Annotated in this window: 14 protein-coding genes; 8 read left to right on the top strand and 6 right to left on the bottom strand. The window is 72.3% G+C overall.

Annotated features, from left to right (window positions below):
- Positions 1–40: 40 nt before the first annotated feature.
- On the bottom strand, positions 41–1051 hold the full coding sequence (locus ACFY0U_RS31485; RefSeq protein ID WP_388641903.1) for a LacI family DNA-binding transcriptional regulator: 1011 nt from the start codon (positions 1049–1051) through the stop codon (positions 41–43).
- A 278-nt stretch (positions 1052–1329) separates the two neighbouring features.
- Here ACFY0U_RS31485 and ACFY0U_RS31480 point away from each other — a divergent pair, with 278 nt between their 5' ends.
- From ACFY0U_RS31480 to ACFY0U_RS31465, 4 genes are all read left to right on the top strand, one after another.
- Positions 1330–3690: an MMPL family transporter gene (locus ACFY0U_RS31480; protein WP_388641594.1), complete on the top strand. Its 2361-nt coding sequence runs from the start codon at positions 1330–1332 to the stop codon at positions 3688–3690.
- A 106-nt stretch (positions 3691–3796) separates the two neighbouring features.
- Positions 3797–4999 (top strand): sensor histidine kinase, encoded by a 1203-nt coding sequence (locus tag ACFY0U_RS31475; protein WP_388641593.1) that lies wholly within the window; start codon positions 3797–3799, stop codon positions 4997–4999.
- On the top strand, positions 4996–5685 hold the full coding sequence (locus ACFY0U_RS31470; RefSeq protein WP_388641591.1) for a response regulator: 690 nt from the start codon (positions 4996–4998) through the stop codon (positions 5683–5685). The genes ACFY0U_RS31475 and ACFY0U_RS31470 overlap by 4 nt, the downstream gene beginning before the upstream one ends.
- Before the next feature lie 175 nt (positions 5686–5860).
- Positions 5861–6754 carry an NAD(P)-dependent oxidoreductase gene (locus tag ACFY0U_RS31465; RefSeq protein WP_388641589.1) on the top strand — a complete coding sequence of 298 codons (894 nt, stop codon included), beginning with the start codon at positions 5861–5863 and terminating at the stop codon, positions 6752–6754.
- A 9-nt stretch (positions 6755–6763) separates the two neighbouring features.
- On the opposite strand, the gene ACFY0U_RS31460 is transcribed toward ACFY0U_RS31465, so the two are convergent.
- Positions 6764–7627 (bottom strand): glycoside hydrolase family 16 protein, encoded by an 864-nt coding sequence (locus ACFY0U_RS31460; RefSeq protein ID WP_388641588.1) that lies wholly within the window; start codon positions 7625–7627, stop codon positions 6764–6766.
- Between the two features lie 254 nt (positions 7628–7881).
- Between ACFY0U_RS31460 and ACFY0U_RS31455 the strand changes: the two genes are divergently transcribed.
- Positions 7882–9294: a condensation domain-containing protein gene (locus ACFY0U_RS31455; RefSeq protein ID WP_388641586.1), complete on the top strand. Its 1413-nt coding sequence runs from the start codon at positions 7882–7884 to the stop codon at positions 9292–9294.
- A gap of 89 nt (positions 9295–9383) precedes the next feature.
- On the opposite strand, the gene ACFY0U_RS31450 is transcribed toward ACFY0U_RS31455, so the two are convergent.
- The 4 genes from ACFY0U_RS31450 to ACFY0U_RS31435 all read right to left on the bottom strand — a co-directional run bounded on the left by ACFY0U_RS31450 (position 9384) and on the right by ACFY0U_RS31435 (position 14256).
- Positions 9384–10736 carry an MFS transporter gene (locus tag ACFY0U_RS31450; protein ID WP_388641585.1) on the bottom strand — a complete coding sequence of 451 codons (1353 nt, stop codon included), beginning with the start codon at positions 10734–10736 and terminating at the stop codon, positions 9384–9386.
- Positions 10737–10847: 111 nt separating this feature from the next.
- Entirely contained in the window at positions 10848–11747 is a 900-nt protein-coding gene (locus tag ACFY0U_RS31445) for an amidohydrolase family protein (protein ID WP_388641583.1), read from the bottom strand.
- Positions 11744–13258: a histidine ammonia-lyase gene (hutH, locus tag ACFY0U_RS31440; RefSeq protein ID WP_388641582.1), complete on the bottom strand. Its 1515-nt coding sequence runs from the start codon at positions 13256–13258 to the stop codon at positions 11744–11746. Before hutH ends, ACFY0U_RS31445 begins: the two co-directional genes overlap by 4 nt.
- Positions 13255–14256: an ornithine cyclodeaminase family protein gene (locus tag ACFY0U_RS31435; RefSeq protein WP_388641580.1), complete on the bottom strand. Its 1002-nt coding sequence runs from the start codon at positions 14254–14256 to the stop codon at positions 13255–13257. The genes hutH and ACFY0U_RS31435 overlap by 4 nt, the downstream gene beginning before the upstream one ends.
- Before the next feature lie 138 nt (positions 14257–14394).
- On the opposite strand from ACFY0U_RS31435, the gene ACFY0U_RS31430 reads away from it, so the two are divergent.
- From ACFY0U_RS31430 to ACFY0U_RS31420, 3 genes are read left to right on the top strand one after another with little or no spacing between them, the layout of a single operon-like run.
- Positions 14395–15489 carry an ABC transporter ATP-binding protein gene (locus ACFY0U_RS31430; protein ID WP_388641579.1) on the top strand — a complete coding sequence of 365 codons (1095 nt, stop codon included), beginning with the start codon at positions 14395–14397 and terminating at the stop codon, positions 15487–15489.
- Positions 15476–16132 (top strand): ABC transporter permease, encoded by a 657-nt coding sequence (locus tag ACFY0U_RS31425; protein ID WP_388641578.1) that lies wholly within the window; start codon positions 15476–15478, stop codon positions 16130–16132. The genes ACFY0U_RS31430 and ACFY0U_RS31425 overlap by 14 nt, the downstream gene beginning before the upstream one ends.
- A complete protein-coding gene (locus ACFY0U_RS31420) occupies positions 16129–16818 on the top strand; it encodes an ABC transporter permease (RefSeq protein WP_388641576.1) in 690 nt (229 codons plus the stop codon). The genes ACFY0U_RS31425 and ACFY0U_RS31420 overlap by 4 nt, the downstream gene beginning before the upstream one ends.
- Positions 16819–16829: the final 11 nt, after the last annotated feature.

Below are 16829 nucleotides of genomic sequence, written 5' to 3'. Positions count from 1 at the left end.
ACCTCATCGGCCACCGTGTTCCCCGAGATGCCGCGGACAATCACGCTCCGGTCGGCGCCTGCCGGGGAGCCGTCGAGGCGCGGACGACGAGGTCGATCGGCGGGGCGCTCGTCGGCAGGGGATCGGCGTCCGGGTTCTCGATGGCGTGCACCAGACGCCTGAGTCCCTCGTGGGCCACGGCGTCGAAGGGCTGCCGCACCGTGGTCAGCGGAGGAGTGACGTAGGCGGCGACCGGAATGTCGTCGAAGCCCACCACGGCGACGTCGTCGGGTACATGCCGCCCGGCCTCCGTCAGCGCGCGGATCAGTCCGATCGCCATGTCGTCGTTGGCGGCGAACACGGCGGTGACCTCGGGGTCCCGGGCGAACTCGCGGCCCGCCGCGTACCCGGACGCCGCCGACCAGTCGCCCTCGACGGCGGCGGGTACGTCCCTCCCGTGCGCGGTCAGAGTCGTCCGCCACCCCTCCAGACGGTCCTGCGCGGCGAACCACCGCTGCGGACCGGCCAGATGATGGACCGTCACATGGCCGAGCCCCAGCAGGTGTTCGGTGGCGGCGCGGGCCATCAGATCGGCGCCCCCGCCCGCGGTCAGCACCGCCGGGGAGGTGAGAGGCGGTGGCGGAGCGCCGATGACGAGGACCGGGACGTCGACGCGGAGGGGTTCGGCCCCGCCGCCCTGCTCGTCGATCGGCTCGGAGATCACGATGCCGTCCACGCCCTGGTCGAGGAGCGAGTCCACCGCACCGGCGAGCCCGGCCGGGTCGCCCTCCACCGTGTTGACCACGCGCAGCGCGTACCCCGTGTCCCGGACGACCCGCTCGACGCCCATGAGGAGCGACGCGGGCCCGTACAGCGCGGTGCCGAGCGTGATCACGCCGATCGACCGCGTCCGCCCCGACGCCAGTGCCCGGGCGGCGTTGTTGCGCCGGTAACCGAGCTGTTCCGCGGCTTCGAGGACGCGCTTGCGGGCCTCGGCGGAGACATAGGGCTCTTCGTTGAAGACCCTCGACACCGTCTTCTGGGAGACCCCGGCGAGACGCGCCACATCCATACTGTTCGGCGCCGCGGAGCCGCCGCTCCGTCCTGTACCTCGCTTCACGGTGTCTCCCGGTGACCGCACGATCGAGCCGCAATGATGTCAGACCCCGCTGTCCGACCGCGTGGATGTCGTCCCGGCGCAGGACCCGGCGGCCCGGACATGTACTGCGGTTTCAGTAGAGGGTCCTCCGGCTGCGGTAGTCGGCAGTGCCAGTAGCCGCACGACGACGGGAGGGGGTCCGCCACGACAGCCTGATCGGGTAAACGAGAGCAGATGCGGAGTTCCCTGACGTGGCTACTTTTCTGTATCGACTGGGCCGGCTGGCCTTCCGGCGGCGCGGTTACGTCGCCTTGATATGGCTGGCGGTACTGACCGCCGTCGGGCTGGGTGCCCTCCAGGCGCCGGGCGCCTCCGACGAGGAGTTCTCGATGCCGGGCATCGAGTCGCAGAAGGCGTACGACCTGATGCAGGAGCGCTTCCCCGGAGCCGCCGCCGACGGAGCCACCGCCCGGGTGGTGTTCGTCGCCCCCGACGGGCACAAGGTCACCGCGACCGCCACCAGGCAGGCGATCGAGGAGACGGTGACCGCGCTCGGCGACGGCGCGCAGGTGGCCACTGTCGCGGATCCCTTCGAGACGAAGGCGGTCAGCGAGGACGGTTCGACCGCGTACGCCACCGTCACCTACAAGGTGGCGTCGTCCGAGGTCACCGACGCCAGCCGGACGGCGGTGGAGAGGGCCGCGGACCAGGCCCGGCAGAGCGGCCTGAGCGTGGAGACCGGCGGCAGCGCCATGGACAGCGGGGGCGGTCCCGGCGGGGTCGCCGAGATCATCGGCATCGCGGTCGCCGCCCTCGTCCTGCTGATCACCTTCGGCTCGATGGCCGCCGCCGGACTGCCGCTGCTGACGGCGATCCTCGGTGTCGGCGTCAGCATGTTCACCATCACCATGCTGGCCGACGCGTTCGGGCTGTCCACCAGCACCGGCACCCTGGCGATGATGCTGGGCCTCGCGGTCGGCATCGACTACGCGCTGTTCGTCGTCTCCCGCTACCGCGAGGAACGCGACAGGGGGCACGCGCCGGAGGAGGCGGCCGGTCTCGCGGTCGGTACGGCCGGTTCGGCGGTCGTCTTCGCGGGCCTGACCGTCGTCATCGCCCTGGCCGGTCTGACGGTCGTCGGCATTCCGATGCTGACCAAGATGGGCCTGACCGCCGCCGGTGCCGTGGTCGTCGCCGTGATCATCGCCCTGACCGTCGTCCCCGCACTCGTCGGCTTCTGGCCGAACGCCGTGCTGTCGGGCGCGGTCCGCAAGGGCGCCCAGCGCGCAGCGAAGCCGAGGGCCCGGAGCCGGGTCCTGCTCGTGAAGCGCGTCGTCGCGGGGAAGCGGACCGTCGCGGGCCGGCGGGTACGGACCGGCGATCTGACGACGGCCGCGACCGGAGCGAACGACGCGGCCGCCGCCACCGGGGCGGGCCCCGGGGACAACCGCGGAACCCGCTGGGCCCGGTTCGTGCTGCGCCGCCCGATCCCCGTCCTGCTGCTGGGCGTCGTGGGCCTCGGCGCCCTCGCGATCCCGATGACCCAGCTTCAGCTCGGCATGCCCGGCGACGAGGCCAAGTCCACCTCCACCACCGAGCGCCGCGCCTACGACGCCCTCGCGGAGGGCTTCGGCCCCGGCTTCAACGGGCCGCTCACCATCGTGGTCGACGCCGAGGGGACCGACGACGCCAAGGCCGCGGTGAACGCCGTCCACCAGGACATCACCGACACGAAGGGTGTCGTCTCGGTCGCCACGCCGCGCTTCAACGAGGCCGGGGACACGGCCGTGTTCACCGCGACACCGGCCACCAGCCCGACCGACGAGCGGACCGAGACCCTCGTCAAGACCATCCGGGGCGAGCGCCCGGGGATCGAGTCGGCGACCGGGGCGTCCTTCGAGGTCACCGGTACCACCGCGCTGAACATCGACATCGCGACGAAGGTGCAGGCCGCGCTGGTGCCGTATCTGATCACCGTCGTCGGTCTGGCCGTCGTCCTGCTGCTGGTGGTCTTCCGGTCCCTGCTCGTCCCCCTCAAGGCGGCGCTCGGCTTCCTGCTCTCGGTCCTCGCGGCCCTGGGCGCGGTCGTCCTGGTCTTCCAACAGGGCCACGGGGCGGGCGTGTTCGGGGTGGAGCAGACCGGTCCGATCATGAGCCTGATGCCGATCTTCCTGGTGGGCATCGTCTTCGGCCTGGCCATGGACTACGAGGTCTTCCTCGTCTCGCGGATGCGGGAGGCGTACGTCCACGGCGAACCGGCCGACCAGGCGATCGTCTCGGGGTTCCGGCACAGTGCCCGGGTCGTCGTGGCCGCCGCGCTCATCATGATCGCCGTCTTCGCTGGATTCATCGGCGAGAGCGACTCCATGATCAAGATGATCGGTTTCGGCATGGCCACCGCCGTACTCCTGGACGCCTTCGTCGTCCGGATGGCGATCGTGCCCGCCGTCCTCGCCCTGCTGGGCGACCGGGCCTGGTGGCTGCCGAAGTGGCTGGACCGGTGGCTGCCCCGGGTCGACGTGGAGGGCGAGGCCCTCAGCCGGCGCCCGGCGGCCGAGGAGGCGGACCGGGACTGCGACCCGGACGGCGAACCGGTCGGGGCGCGCGTCTGACCGGGACGACCGTCCCGCCCAGGGCTGCCCGTGGCGAAGGTCACGGGCGGCCCGCACGTCGTACGTCGTCCACCATGGGGCTCAGGCCCTTCCCCCGGAGAGACAGATGACCACCAGCCCGGACCGCCGCTACACCGCCACGGACGTGATCCTGGTCCTGGGGCTGCTCGGCACCGTGACCCTCGGCGCGTCCATCGCCATCCCGGGCGTCAGCCAGCCACGCGCGGACTGGCCGGCCGAAGTCCTCGCGGTCGTCTCCTGCCTCAGCCAGCTCAGGGCCCGCACCTACCCGCGCGGTGCGCTCGTCGTGGCCACGGTCTGCACGGTGATCACCGTGGGTCTCGGTTACCTGGTGACCCCGCTGATCCTCGCCCCCCTGATGATCGCCCTGTTCCGGCTCGCCGCCGACACCGACCCCAGGACCACGCGGGTGTGGGGTGCCGTGACCATCGCCGTGGTGGTCGCCACCGCCGTGTTCGACATGGCCACGGACGAGACGGGGATGCTCCTGCTGCGCACGCTGGGCCCCGTGCTGTGGCTGATGCTGCCCCTGGTCGGCGGCAGCCGGGACCGGCTGCGCCGTGCCCACACGGAGTCGGTGCAGGCACGCGCCGCGTACGCCGAGCGCACCCGCGAGGAGGAGGCCCGGCTGCGGGTCGCCGAGGAGCGGCTGCGGATCGCCCGCGAACTCCACGACGTCGTCGCCCACCACATGGCCATCGCGAACGCACAGGCCGGCACCGCCCGCCACCTGGCCCCCACCCATCCCGAACAGGCGATGAGACTGCTCGACGAGCTGACCGCCACCACGTCCTCCGCGCTCCTCGAACTCCGCGCCACGGTAGGGGTGTTGCGCCAGATCGGCGACGACCGCGACGCCGACTCCCTGGAACCCGCCCCCGGTCTGGACCGCCTCCCCGAGCTGATCGCGACCTGCGAGACCGCCGGCGTCGAGGTCACCGTCATCACCGAGGGCGAGCCCCGGCCGCTGTCACCCGGCGTGGACCTGACGGCGTACCGGATCATCCAGGAGGCCCTCACCAACGTCACCAAACACGGCGCGGGCACCGGGGCGAGCGTCCGGCTGACGTACTCGGACTCCCGTGTGCTGATCTCGGTCACCAACGAGGCGGCGGCCACCACGGCGTCCGTCCCCGGCGGAGGCTACGGTCTGATGGGCATGCGCGAGCGCGCCCACTCCATCGGCGGCGATCTGCGCGCCGGCCCTCGCCCCGAGGGCGGCTTCGAGGTCGCCACCGCACTGCCGTTGCACCCCCTCGCCCCGGACGAGAACGAGGCAATCCTGTGACCATCCGTGTCCTGCTCGCCGACGATCAGGCCCTGCTGCGCGGCACGTTCCGGCTGCTGATCGACTCCTGCGCGGACATGGAGGTGGTCGGCGAGGCCGCCAACGGCCAGGAGGCGGTGGACCTCGCCCGCACCCACCGCCCCGACATCGTCCTGATGGACATCCGCATGCCCGGCACGGACGGCCTCGCCGCCACCGCCACGATCTGCGACGACCCCGCACTGGCCGGCACCCGCGTGCTGGTCCTGACCATGTTCGAGACCGACGAGTACGTCGCCAAGGCACTGCGCGTCGGTGCCAGCGGCTTCCTCGGCAAGTACGTCACCACCGACACCCTCCTGGCGGGCATCCGCACGGTCGCCGCCGGCGAGGCCCTCCTCTCACCCGGCGCCACCCGCGCCCTCATCACCCGCTTCCTCACCGCCCCGGCCCCGGGCGCCCTCCTCGCACCCCCGGACCGCCTGAACGACCTCACCCCCCGCGAACGCGAGGTCACCTGCCTCGCCGCCCGAGGCCGGTCCAACGACGAGATCGCCGAGGAACTCGTCCTCAGCGTCCTGACCGTCCGCAGCCACATCCAACGCGCCCTGACGAAGCTGGGCGCCCGGGACCGCGCGCAACTCGTGGTGATCGCCTACCAGACGGGACTCGTGCGCCCTGTATCTCCTTCGGGACCCGGCGCATAGGGGGCGACCACCAGTCCCGGGCGGCTCTCGCGAACGAGCGTCCGAACCCTATGCTCAACGGTCACCAGGCCTGGCTGGACGGCCTCGTCGGCGCGGCCTCGAAGTACCCCCCACTCCGGGTGCGACCCCGGCCTTCGGACGCACCCGGTCCCCACTCCCAAGGGAAGTTGACGTCATGACCGACAAACTCACCGTGAGTGTCCTCGGCACCGGGATCATGGGGGCCGCGATGGCCCGCAACCTCGCCCGCGCCGGACACACCGTCCGCGCCTGGAACCGCAGCCGCGCCAAGGCCGAACCGCTCGCCGCCGACGGCATCGCCGTCGCCGGCACCCCCGCCGAGGCCGTCGAGGGCGCCGACGTCGTCCTGACCATGCTGTACGACGGTCCCGCCGCCCTGGACGTCATGCGGCAGGCCGCCGCCGCGCTGCGCCCCGGCGCCGCCTGGGTGCAGTCCACCACCGCCGGCCTCCAGGGCGTCGCCGAGCTGGCCGCCTTCGCCCGCGAGCACGACCTCGTCTTCTACGACGCCCCCGTGCTCGGCACCCGCCGGCCCGCCGAGGCCGGACAGCTCCTCGTCCTCGCCGCGGGGCCGGCGGACGGACGGCAGCAGGTGACACCGGTCCTCGACGCCGTCGGCGCCCGCACGGTGTGGACCGGCGAGGACGGCGCCGAGGGCAGCGCCACCCGGCTGAAGCTGGTCGCCAACAGCTGGGTCATCGCGACCACCAACGCGGTGGGCGAGGTGCTGGCCCTGGCCAAGGCGCTCGACGTCGACCCGCAGAACTTCTTCGACGCCATCGCGGGCGGCCCGCTGGACATGGGCTATCTGCGCGCCAAGTCCGCGCTGATCCTCGACGAGAAGCTGTCCCCGGCCCAGTTCGCCGTGACGACCGCGGCCAAGGACGCCCGTCTGATCGTCGAGGCCGGCGAAAGCAACGGCGTCCGGCTCGACGTGGCCGCCGCGAGCGCGGAACGCCTGGAGCGTGCCGCCGCGCAGGGCCACGGCGACGAGGACATGGCCGCCGCGTACTTCGCCAGCTTCGACGAGAAGGCCCCCACCGACTGACGCGCGGGATCACTTCCAGTCGTACGCGTACGCGGCGACCCAGGTGATGTCGAGCTGGGCGCTGCTGCCCGGAGCCGCGCCGGGGCCTTGCAGGGCGCTCTCGTTCTGGAGCACCCAGGACAGGGGCTGCTTGGGCACCTCGCGGGTGTCGTGCCCCACCTGGCGGCCGTCCACGAAGAACCGCACATGGCCCGGCGTCCACTCGGTCGAGACCGTGTGCCACCGGGTCCAGTCGTCGCTGCCCGGGAAGTAGCCCTGCTCGCCCCCGCCGCACGGATGGTGGAAGGCGGTGAGATCGCCGGTCCACTCACCCTCGGGGTGGTCCATCTCGCAGCCCCCGCCGTAGTGCAGCCAGGCCGACTTGTAGCCCGGCGCCAGCTTGGTCACCTTGATACGGGCGCTGTACTTGCCGTACTTCATCTGCATGACGGCACGAGGTACCACTGCCGCAGCGTGCACGGGACCCCCGTCGGCGGGTCGCCACATACGGATGAACATCCGTCCGTCGCCGTTCTCCGCGGGACCCACGCTCACGGTGTCCTCCGGGTGGTAGACACCGACGACCTGCCGGCCGCGGTCATTGGCCGTGTCCCGCCAGCCGGTCGGATAGGCCCACCAGTTGTCCCGGTAGGCGCCGCGCAGGCCCCCGCAGTACGCGGCGGAGGTGTCGGCATGGTGGTCGCAGTCGCTGAACGAGCCCAGCGGCACCCGGTCCCCGTTGAAGTCCTCGGCGAGGACCTGCCAGAACGGCCCGCAGTCGCCGCGGGGCAGGGCGGTGCCGGTGGTCCGGCAGGCGTCGGCCGCACCCGCTTCCCCCGCCGCTCCGTCGGCACGGGGGATGCCTAAGACGGCGGCCAGGAGCACGAGCCCCATGGACACCAGCAGAGCGCGCCTACGGCCGTTCGGTGCTGCGTGTGATCCCATCGGGAGGCCCTCCGGTCCGCGGTGCGCCGATGTCGTACGACGGGAAGTGCCGCGCGAGGGAGCATCCTTGCCGCGCGCCGGTGCGAACACCATCCCCGGAACGGCCGGAGTACCGGAGCGTCAGCCTCCAGTCGCGTTGCTTCGGGACCGTCCGCTCGTTGATCTCTCCACGCGGTGAGCGATGATCGGAGAGCCCTGTGCGCATGACCGACCTCCAGCGGTGCGAGATCCGGCCCGGAAGGCTCGTGGAGTGGACCCTGCATCCGGCGTCGGTGGGCGCGGCGCGGGCGTTGCCGGACGACGCGAGGCCACCGGCGTACGTCCAGGAGTCCCACATCCGCACGGCACGCACGGTGCGGGAGGACGGTCTGTTCGTGCCGACCTGGCTCGGGACCGCCTTCGACATCCCCGGGCGCGTCGAACTCGACGTGCTCCAGGGCGCGTTGGAGGCCTGGATGCTGCGCCACGAGACGCTGCGCAGCGGCTTCAGATGGGCCGGCGACGAGATGCGGCGGTTCACCCTGGACGCCGGGGCCGTCGCCCTGCACCGCGAGGACATCGGCGAGTTCGCGGACGCGGTGACGCTGACCCGGTATCTGCAGGACCGTTTCGATGTCGCCGCCGACGCGCTCACCTGGCCCAACTTCCTCTTCGCGGCCGTCGTACGGGACGACGGCGCGAGCGTGTACATGGCGTTCGACCACAGCAACGTGGACGCGTACTCGATCCACCGCATCACCGCCGAGATCCACGAGCTGTACGCGGCCGGTCTCGACGGGCGCACCGTCGCGCCCGAACCGGTCGCCAGCTACGTCGACTTCTGCGCCGACGAACGCTCCGACGCCGACCGGATCGACGACACCCACCAAGTCGTCGGCCGCTGGCGGGAGTTCATCGCACGCTGCGACGGCAGGCTGCCGAACTTCCCCGTCGATCTCGGCCTGGACCCCGAAGGTCCGCTGCCCGAGCAGAGGTTCGTCCAGGAGATGCTCGTGGACGCCGCGGACGCGGCGGCCTTCGAGGCGTACTGCCGTCCCTACGGCGGCAGCCTCGTCGGCGTCGTCGCGGCCGTCGCGCTCGCCGCCCGAGAGATCAGCGGTGTGAGCGTGTACCGCACCGTCGTGCCCTTCCACACCCGGGTCAAGTCCCGCTGGGCCGACTCGGTCGGCTGGTACGTGGGCGGCGCGCCCGTCGAGATTCCGGTGGAGCGGGCCGCGGACTTCGACGCCACCCTGGAACTGGTCCGGGCCGCCCTGCGGGACACCCGGGCACTGTCCCGGATGCCGCTGGCCCGCGTCCTGCGCCTCCTGGGCGCGGACTTCCGGCCCACCTCACCGGACCTGTACTCGATCCTCTCGTACGTCGACTCGCGCGCCATTCCCGGTGCCGAGCGCTGGCAGGAGCTGAAGGCGTACGGGCTGATCCGGGTGTCGTACGGCGACCAGGTGTGCGCGTGGGTCACCCGGGTCCCCGAGGGGCTCCAGTTCGCCTGCCGGCTGCCGGACACGCCGGTCGCCGACAAGAACATGCGGCGCTGTGCCGAGCTCCTGCGGGCGCGGATCGTCGCGGTGGCGCGTGAGACCGCGGCCGTGGGCCCGTCGGCCCGGCAGGGGTAGCGCCCCCGCCGGCGGTTCCCTGAGCCGTCCGCCGGGCCGCCGTCGACCGCGTGGGGAGCGCGGCGACGGCGGCCCGGCGGAGCCGGTTCTTATGCGGTGATCTCCTCCGGGTGGGGGGCGGCGGGGCGGTCCGCGGAGTCGCCGAGGGTGCTGCGGTTGGTCTCGCGGACGAACCAGACGGTCACCGCGGTGATGGCGGCGCCGCCGCAGAGCAGCAGGGCCACGGGGGTGCTGTTGCCGCTTCCGGCCACCAGGCTTGTGGCGATCATGGGGGAGAAGCCGGCGCCGACGAGGGTGGCGCCCTGGTAGCCGAGGGAGGCTCCGGTGTAGCGGACCTTGGTGCCGAACATCTCGGTGAGCAGCGCGCCCAGCGGGCCGTACATCGTGGACTGGGCGATGCCGTGGCCGAGGACGACGGCGAGGATCAGCAGCCCGGGCGACCCGGAGTCGACCAGCGCCAGGACCGGGAAGGCGAGCGCGGCCGAGGCGATGGCTCCGGCGAGGACGACCGGGCGGCGGCCGACCTTGTCGGAGAGCGCGGAGGCGCAGGGCAGCACGACCAGCGCGACGCACGCGGAGACGGTGAGGGCGTTGAGCACCTGCGGCCGGGCGTACCCGATGCCGGTGGCGTACGCGATCATGTAGCTGGTCAGCAGCGACTGTGCGGTGAAGGCGCCGATGCCGACACCGCAGGCCAGCAGCACGGGCTTCGGGCGGCGCAGGACGTCGAGGATGGGCAGCCGGGACTCGGCGCGGTCCTTCTTCACCTCGGCGAAGAGCGGGCTCTCCACCACCTTGAGGCGGACGAACAGGCCGACGCCGAGCAGGGCGACGCTGAACAGGAACGGCACCCGCCAGCCCCACGCCGCGAAGTCGTCCTTGGGGAGGGTGACGACGTAGGCGACGACGGCGGTGGACAGCAGGGAGCCGAGCGGGGCTCCCATCTGCGTGAAGCTGGACCACAGGCCGCGGCGGCGCTCTCCGGCGTGCTCGACGACCATCAGGGTCGCGCCGCCCCACTCACCGCCGATGGCGATGCCCTGGACGACGCGCAGGGCGATCAGCAGGACCGGCGCCCACACGCCGATCGTGTCGTACGTGGGCAGCAGGCCGATGAGGAAGCTGGCGCCGCCCATCAGACCCATGGTCAGCAGCAGCATCGACTTGCGGCCGAGCCGGTCGCCGAAGTGCCCGAACAGGATGCCGCCGAGCGGACGGGCGACATAGCCGGCGGCGAAGGTGCCGAACGCGGCGATCGTGCCGACGGCCGGATCGGCGCCGGGGAAGAACAGTTCGCCGAAGACGAGCGCGGCGACCGTGCCGTAGACGAGGAAGTCGTAGAACTCCACGGCGGTACCGAGCAGCCCGGAAGCCGCGACCATGCGCAGCTGTCGGGTCCGCTCGGCGGCCGTGGAGGGTGATGCGACGGGGGACGAGGGCATCGCGGTCTCCCTTGACCGGGGGAAGGACACCGTGAAACTAGGCTCTCAGGTGACCGCCGTCAAGAAAGTGCACAACATTGACAGGTGGCGCCCGCCACGCCTCACCCCGGTTCAGCGCCCTCCACCGGTCAGCAGCCGCCGCGGATTCGCGATCCGGAAGGCATAGGCCGCGGCCCCGCCCAGACCGAACCCGGGATGCTGCGGCGGTTCCGCGTAGGGCCGGTCCGAGCCCTGGACGACGGCGTCCACCCCGAGCGCGCGGACCACGGCGTCGACCGAGCGCGGACCGTAGGAGGACGTCTCGACGAAGACATCCGGATCCACCGCCGCCGAGCCGTCGCCCCGGGCCGCGAACCGCTCCCCGTGCAGCGGGGCCAGCCCGGCGAGCAGCGCGAAGCACACCCGCAGGCGAGGGTGGCGGGGGCGGCCGAAGGCGCGGAAGGCGAACCAGGCGGCGTGCATCTGCTGGACGTAGGGCACCATCGCGGGCCACCAGCCGGGCCCCTCCGACCCGCCGGGCGCGGGCCCGGGGTGGACGAAGAGCGGCAGGCCGCGCTCCTCCAGCAGATCGAGCAGCGGGGCGCAGCGCGCGTAACCGGCGGCGTCCAGCAGGGCGTCGGCCGGGAGCTGGAGGCCGACGAAGCCCCCGTCGAGGTACTGGGCCGTGGCCTTCGCGTCGATGTCCCGCACGCATGCGGCGGCCCAGGCGCCGAACGGCTCGGGGAGGGCCGCCGCGCCCTCGTGGTAGGCGTCGAGAAGGGGGCGTGCCTCGGCCGCCGGCAGCCACTCCACACCGATCGGGGCCGACATCGAGACGAGCGCCCGCCCCAGACCGTCGGCGCCGGCGAGTTCGGCACGCCGGGCGATGTCGTGGTCGGCGGGCGGGATGCCGTACGGCGGCTCCCCGTCCAGGTACAGGGTCCAGCCGTCCAGATACGGCGGCTCACGGCGTGAGCGCAGGGCCGCCACCAGGGACGGGGTCCAGAGATGCTGGTGCACGTCGACGTTCATGACAGTTCTCCCACCCAGGCGCGCAGCGTGCTCCGGACGTCTTCGTCACTCAGGATCTCGCGGGCCACCGCCTCCACGTCCACCCCGCAGGGCCGGTCGTCCTCCAGCGGCGGCACGACGGCGCGGATCGCGCGGTGCAGGAACTCAGGGCCCCGCCCCGGTGCGGGCGGTGCCGCCAGGTCCACGGCCTGCGCGGCGACCACGGCCTCCACGGCGAGGAGCAGGCGCAGCCGGTCGAGCATCGTGGCCAGCCGCCGGGCCCCCAGGAACGCGTTCGTCGAGTCGTCCTCGACGGCGTCCGCGCCGTGCCGGGGGTCGGTGGACACCGGGACGGACAGCATGCGGACCTCGGCGACCAGCGCCTGCGCCGTCTTGGCCAGCGGCGCGAAGCCCGAGCGCTCCGGGCCGTACGGCGAGAGGTTGGCGGGCAGGCCGCTGACGGCCGGGTCCAGCAGCCGTCGCATACGTTCGGCGGACAGGGCCGCGGTCTGGGTCAGCGCCAGCGCCAGGGTGTCGAGGCCGAGGGCCAGGGCGGGCGTGTGGAAGTTGCCGGAGGAGAGGATCTCGCCGGTGCCGGCCAGCACGACGGGGTTGTCGCCGCAGCCGTTCAGCTCCGGGTGCAGCGCGGCGGAGGCGAAGTCGAGCGCCGCGTACGCGGCCCCGTGCACCTGCGCCGAGCAGCGCAGACTGACGGGGTCCTGGACGCGCCGGGCGTTCCGCGGGAGCTCACCGCCGCTGAGCAGGGCGAGCAGCTCGCCGGCCGCACGGGCCTGGCCCGGCGCGGGGCGCAGGCCCAGCACCCGGGGGTCGAGCGGGCTCGTGTTCGCCCGGAATCCCTCGTACGTCAGCGCCGTGACCGCCTGGGCCAGCAGCAGGACAGCCGCCGTCTCGTGCAGCGCGAGCGCACCCTGCCCGGCGGCCAGCGGGCTCGCCCCGCACAGCACGATCCCGTCCTTCGGCCCCAGGCGGACCGGCGCGAGAGAGGCCCGCCGCAGCGCGGTCGCGCCCTCGAGCACCTCGCCCCCGTGCTCCGCGCTGCCCTCTCCGATGACGACCAGGCCGACATGGGCCATTTGGCACAGGTCGGAGGCGCCGATCGACCCCACCTCGGGGACGACGGGGTGCACGCGCGCGTTGAGCATGTCCACCAGCAGCCGCACGGTCCCGGGGCGCACCCCGCTCCCACCGCCCGCGATGCCGTTCACCCGCGCGAGGAGGGCGGCGCGGACCACGGGCACCGGCAGCGGACCGCCCACCGCGTTCGCCCGTCCCCGGACGGTGCGGACGCTGAACAGCTCCAGCTCCTCGCGCGGCAGCGCGTACGAGGAGCGGGTGCCCAGCCCGGTCGTCAGACCGTACGTGGGAATCCCGCGGTCGACGACGTCCTCGACGACGGCACGGTCACGCTCCAGTCGCTCCAACACACCCTCGGACAAGGCGACTCGCTCGAATCCGTGCGCGACGGCGACGACATCGCCGTACGTCAGCGTCCGCCCGTCGACGGCGATCACGCGAACCTCAACTTCTGTCCGACACCGAGCTCTTCGGCCTTCCTGAGCATCGCCGCACCCAGCGCGATGTCGGAGAGCGACAGACCGCGGTGCCAGAACAGATTGGTCTCGTCGGGGCTCTCCCGGCCCGGCTTGAGACCGGCGACGATCTCGCCCAACTCCCCGTGCAGATTGCCCTTGTTGAGCCTGCCCGAGTCGACGTGGGCGCGCAGCGCTCCGAACGGTCCCGCGTGCGCCTGCCCCCAGTCGTCGACGACGATCTTGTCCATGACGTCCGTGAGATCGAGCTCGACGGCGCTGTTCGTCCCGTAGGGCACGACCAGGGCGCCGGGCGCGATCCACTCGGTCCTCAACAGCGGCTCGGGACGCTCCAGTCGGGACGCCTCCACCACGATGTCCGCGCCCTGGACACAGGTCTTCCAGTCCTCGGTCACGACCACCGGCTTGCCGAGGTCGCGCTCCAGCCGCTCGGCGAAGGCCCGGCGGCTCTCCGGGCGACGCGAGTGGACGCGGATCTCCGTCAGGTCGAAGATCCGGTCCAGGAGACGGACGTTCCAGTACGACGTGGCGCGCGCCCCGATGTGTCCGAGCACCTTGGCGTCCGGGCGGGCCAGATGGCGTGCGCCCAGCGCGGTCAGGGCGCCGGTGCGCATCTCGGTGAGCGCGGTGGCGTCGAGGACGGCCGCCGGCATGCCGGTGCGCGGATCGAACAGGTTGAGCAGCGCCATCTCGGACGGCAGCCCCCGCCGGTAGTTGTCCACGTAGTCGCCCACGATCTTGACCCCGGCCAGCGACAGCGGGGCGACATAGCCGCGGAGCACGTTGAAATGCCCGTTGAACGCGGGATCCGGCGTGAGGTGGACGCGCGGTTCGACCACCGTCTCGCCGAGGCCCTGGGCGCGCAGCCCCGCCTCGACGGCGTCGAGTATCTCGGCGTCGGTGAGTTCCAGCCGTGCGATGTCCGTGCCGTTGAGGAAGGTGAACCAGATCGGTTCCATGGGAGCCTCTCCGCGCTTCTGAGCTGCGCAGTTGCTGATTTCGTACGAACGTAACGCGCCGTTCACGAAACGCCATTGACGCGTCATTCAGTCACCGGGGACTCTGCATGACCATATGCAGGCGGGCAAGGGGCAGTCTTGATCAGATTCGACGCGGTGAGCAAGAAGTATCCGAACGGCACCACGGCCGTGGACGAGCTGTCCCTGGAACTGGCCGAGGGCGGCATCACGGTCCTGGTCGGCCCCTCCGGCTGCGGCAAGACCACGACCCTGCGCATGATCAACCGCATGGTGGAGCCCACCTCCGGGACGGTCAGCCTGCGGGGCAAGGACATCCGGGAGGTCAACGCGCCCGAGCTGCGCCGCGGCATCGGGTACGTCATCCAGCACGCGGGGCTGTTCCCGCACCGGACGATCCTCGACAACATCGCGACCGTGCCGCTGCTGCTCGGCTGGAACAAGAAGAAGGCGCGGGCGCGGGCGGCCGAACTCCTCGAACTGGTGGGCCTGCCCGGCGAGTTCGCGGGCCGCTACCCGAACCAGCTCTCCGGCGGACAGCAGCAGCGCGTCGGGGTGGCCCGGGCGCTGGGCGCCGATCCGCCGGTGCTGCTGATGGACGAGCCGTTCAGCGCGGTCGACCCGATCGTGCGGGCCGAGCTCCAGGCGGAGTTCATCCGGCTCCAGAAGGAGCTGCACAAGACGATCGTGTTCGTCACCCACGACATCGACGAGGCGATCAAGCTCGGCGACAACATCGCGGTGTTCCGCACCGGCGGGAAACTCGCCCAGTTCGACACCCCCGAGCGGCTGCTCGCCCACCCCGCCGACGACTTCGTGGCCGGGTTCGTGGGACAGGACCGGGGCATCCGCCGGCTCTCCTTCGTCAAGGCGAGCGAGGTACCGCTGCGCGACGGGCCGGTGCTGCCGGCGACCGCCTCCGTGGCGAAGGCCCGGGCGGCGGAAGAGCCCTGGATCCTCGTCGTCGCCGACGGCGGGCGGCCCCTCGGCTGGGCCGCGGTTGCCGAACTCCCCGACGGCGGCACCCTCGCGGACGCCCCGCTGAAGGAGCTCGGCCACACCTTCAGCCTCGCCGGCGACTCCGCGCGGGCGGCCCTGGACGCCGCGCTCCTGTCGCCCGCCCGGCTCGCGGTGGCCGTGGACGCGGACGGCGCGGTCGCCGGAGTGGTGGACGCGCACGAGCTGAGCGGCGGGGTGAACGATGAACGACGGTGAGCCACTGGTCCGTTGGGGCTGGATAGCCGACCACGCCGGTGAACTGGCCGACTACACCGGCGTCCACCTCCGGCTCGGCCTGCTGCCCGTGCTGTTCGGGCTGATCATCTCGGTGCCGCTCGGGATCGCGTGCCGGCACTGGCGGTGGCTGTATCCGCCGGTGCTGACCGTGACCAACATCCTGTACTCGATACCGTCGCTGGCCCTGTTCATGATCTTCGTGAGGTACACGGGACTGACCGAGCGCACCGTGCTGATCCCGCTGACCCTCTACACCCTGTCGGTGCTGGTCCCCAACGTCGTCGACGGACTGGCCTCGGTCCCCGAACCGGTCCGGCTCGCGGCCACCGCGATGGGCTTCGGCCCGGTGCGCCGGGTCGTCCAGGTCGATCTGCCCATCGCCGTGCCCGTCGTCATCGCCGGAGTGCGGGTCGCCGCCGTCTCGTCCATCAGCCTCGTCGCCGTGGGACAGCTCATCGGACAGGGCGGCCTCGGCTACTACATCATCCGGGGCCTCCAGCTCGACTTCCCGACACCGATCGTCACCGCGATCGCGCTGATCATGCTGCTCGCGCTCGCCACCGACGCCCTGCTGGTGCTGGCCCAGCGGCTGCTCACCCCCTGGTCCCGGAGCAAGGCATGAACGACTTCCTGAACCAGACCGAGCTCGTCTGGCACTGGCTGACCTCGTCCCGGCAGTGGCACGGCGACGAGGGCATCCCCGCCCGGCTCGTGGAGCACCTCACCTACAGCGGTCTCTCACTGCTGTTCGCCGCCCTGATCGGGCTGTCGTTCGGACTGCTCGTCGGGCACACCGGGCGCGGGGCGTTCGCCGTGGCCAGCGTGGCCAACCTCGCGCGGGCCGTGCCGACCTTCGGTCTGGTGGTGCTGGTCGTCACGCTCGCCGGGCTCAGCACCACGCCGGTATTGGTCGCGCTGGTGGCGCTCGCGGTACCGCCGATCCTCATCAACACCTTCGAGGGCGTACGGGGTGTCGACCCCGCGACGAGGGACGCGGCGCGTGGGGTCGGTATGACCGAGTGGCAGGTCCTGGCCCGGGTCGAGGTGCCGATGGCGCTGCCGCTGATCCTCCTCGGGCTGCGGGTCGCCGCGATCCAGGTCGTGGCCACCGCGACCGTCGCCGCCTACCCCGGCCTCGGCGGCCTCGGCCGCTTCATCGTCGACGGCCTCTCCCGCAACGACTACGAGCTCGTCATCGGCGGCTCCACGGTCGTCGTCGCCCTGGCGCTGGTCGTGCAGGTCGCCTTCACCGCGCTGCGGCGCGTCATCGTCTCACCGGGCCTCAGGGTCGCGGTGCCGAAGTCCTGATTCATGTAAGG

The organism is Streptomyces sp. NPDC001536 (genome assembly GCF_042894505.1).
GTDB lineage: Bacteria > Actinomycetota > Actinomycetes > Streptomycetales > Streptomycetaceae > Streptomyces.
Note: the sequence above shows the minus strand (reverse complement) of the source record. Positions and strands in the feature narration are given on the sequence as shown.

Bases quoted from the DNA above. Each gene is read 5' to 3' on its own strand.
- ACFY0U_RS31485 (WP_388641903.1), bottom strand. From the start codon at position 1,051: ATGGATGTGGCGCGTCTCGCCGGGGTCTCCCAGAAGACGGTGTCGAGG.
- ACFY0U_RS31475 (WP_388641593.1), top strand. From the start codon at position 3,797: ATGACCACCAGCCCGGACCGCCGCTACACCGCCACGGACGTGATCCTG.
- ACFY0U_RS31465 (WP_388641589.1), top strand. From the start codon at position 5,861: ATGACCGACAAACTCACCGTGAGTGTCCTCGGCACCGGGATCATGGGG.
- ACFY0U_RS31460 (WP_388641588.1), bottom strand. From the start codon at position 7,627: ATGGGGCTCGTGCTCCTGGCCGCCGTCTTAGGCATCCCCCGTGCCGAC.
- ACFY0U_RS31455 (WP_388641586.1), top strand. From the start codon at position 7,882: ATGACCGACCTCCAGCGGTGCGAGATCCGGCCCGGAAGGCTCGTGGAG.
- ACFY0U_RS31450 (WP_388641585.1), bottom strand. From the start codon at position 10,736: ATGCCCTCGTCCCCCGTCGCATCACCCTCCACGGCCGCCGAGCGGACC.
- ACFY0U_RS31445 (WP_388641583.1), bottom strand. From the start codon at position 11,747: ATGAACGTCGACGTGCACCAGCATCTCTGGACCCCGTCCCTGGTGGCG.
- ACFY0U_RS31435 (WP_388641580.1), bottom strand. From the start codon at position 14,256: ATGGAACCGATCTGGTTCACCTTCCTCAACGGCACGGACATCGCACGG.
- ACFY0U_RS31425 (WP_388641578.1), top strand. From the start codon at position 15,476: ATGAACGACGGTGAGCCACTGGTCCGTTGGGGCTGGATAGCCGACCAC.
- ACFY0U_RS31420 (WP_388641576.1), top strand. From the start codon at position 16,129: ATGAACGACTTCCTGAACCAGACCGAGCTCGTCTGGCACTGGCTGACC.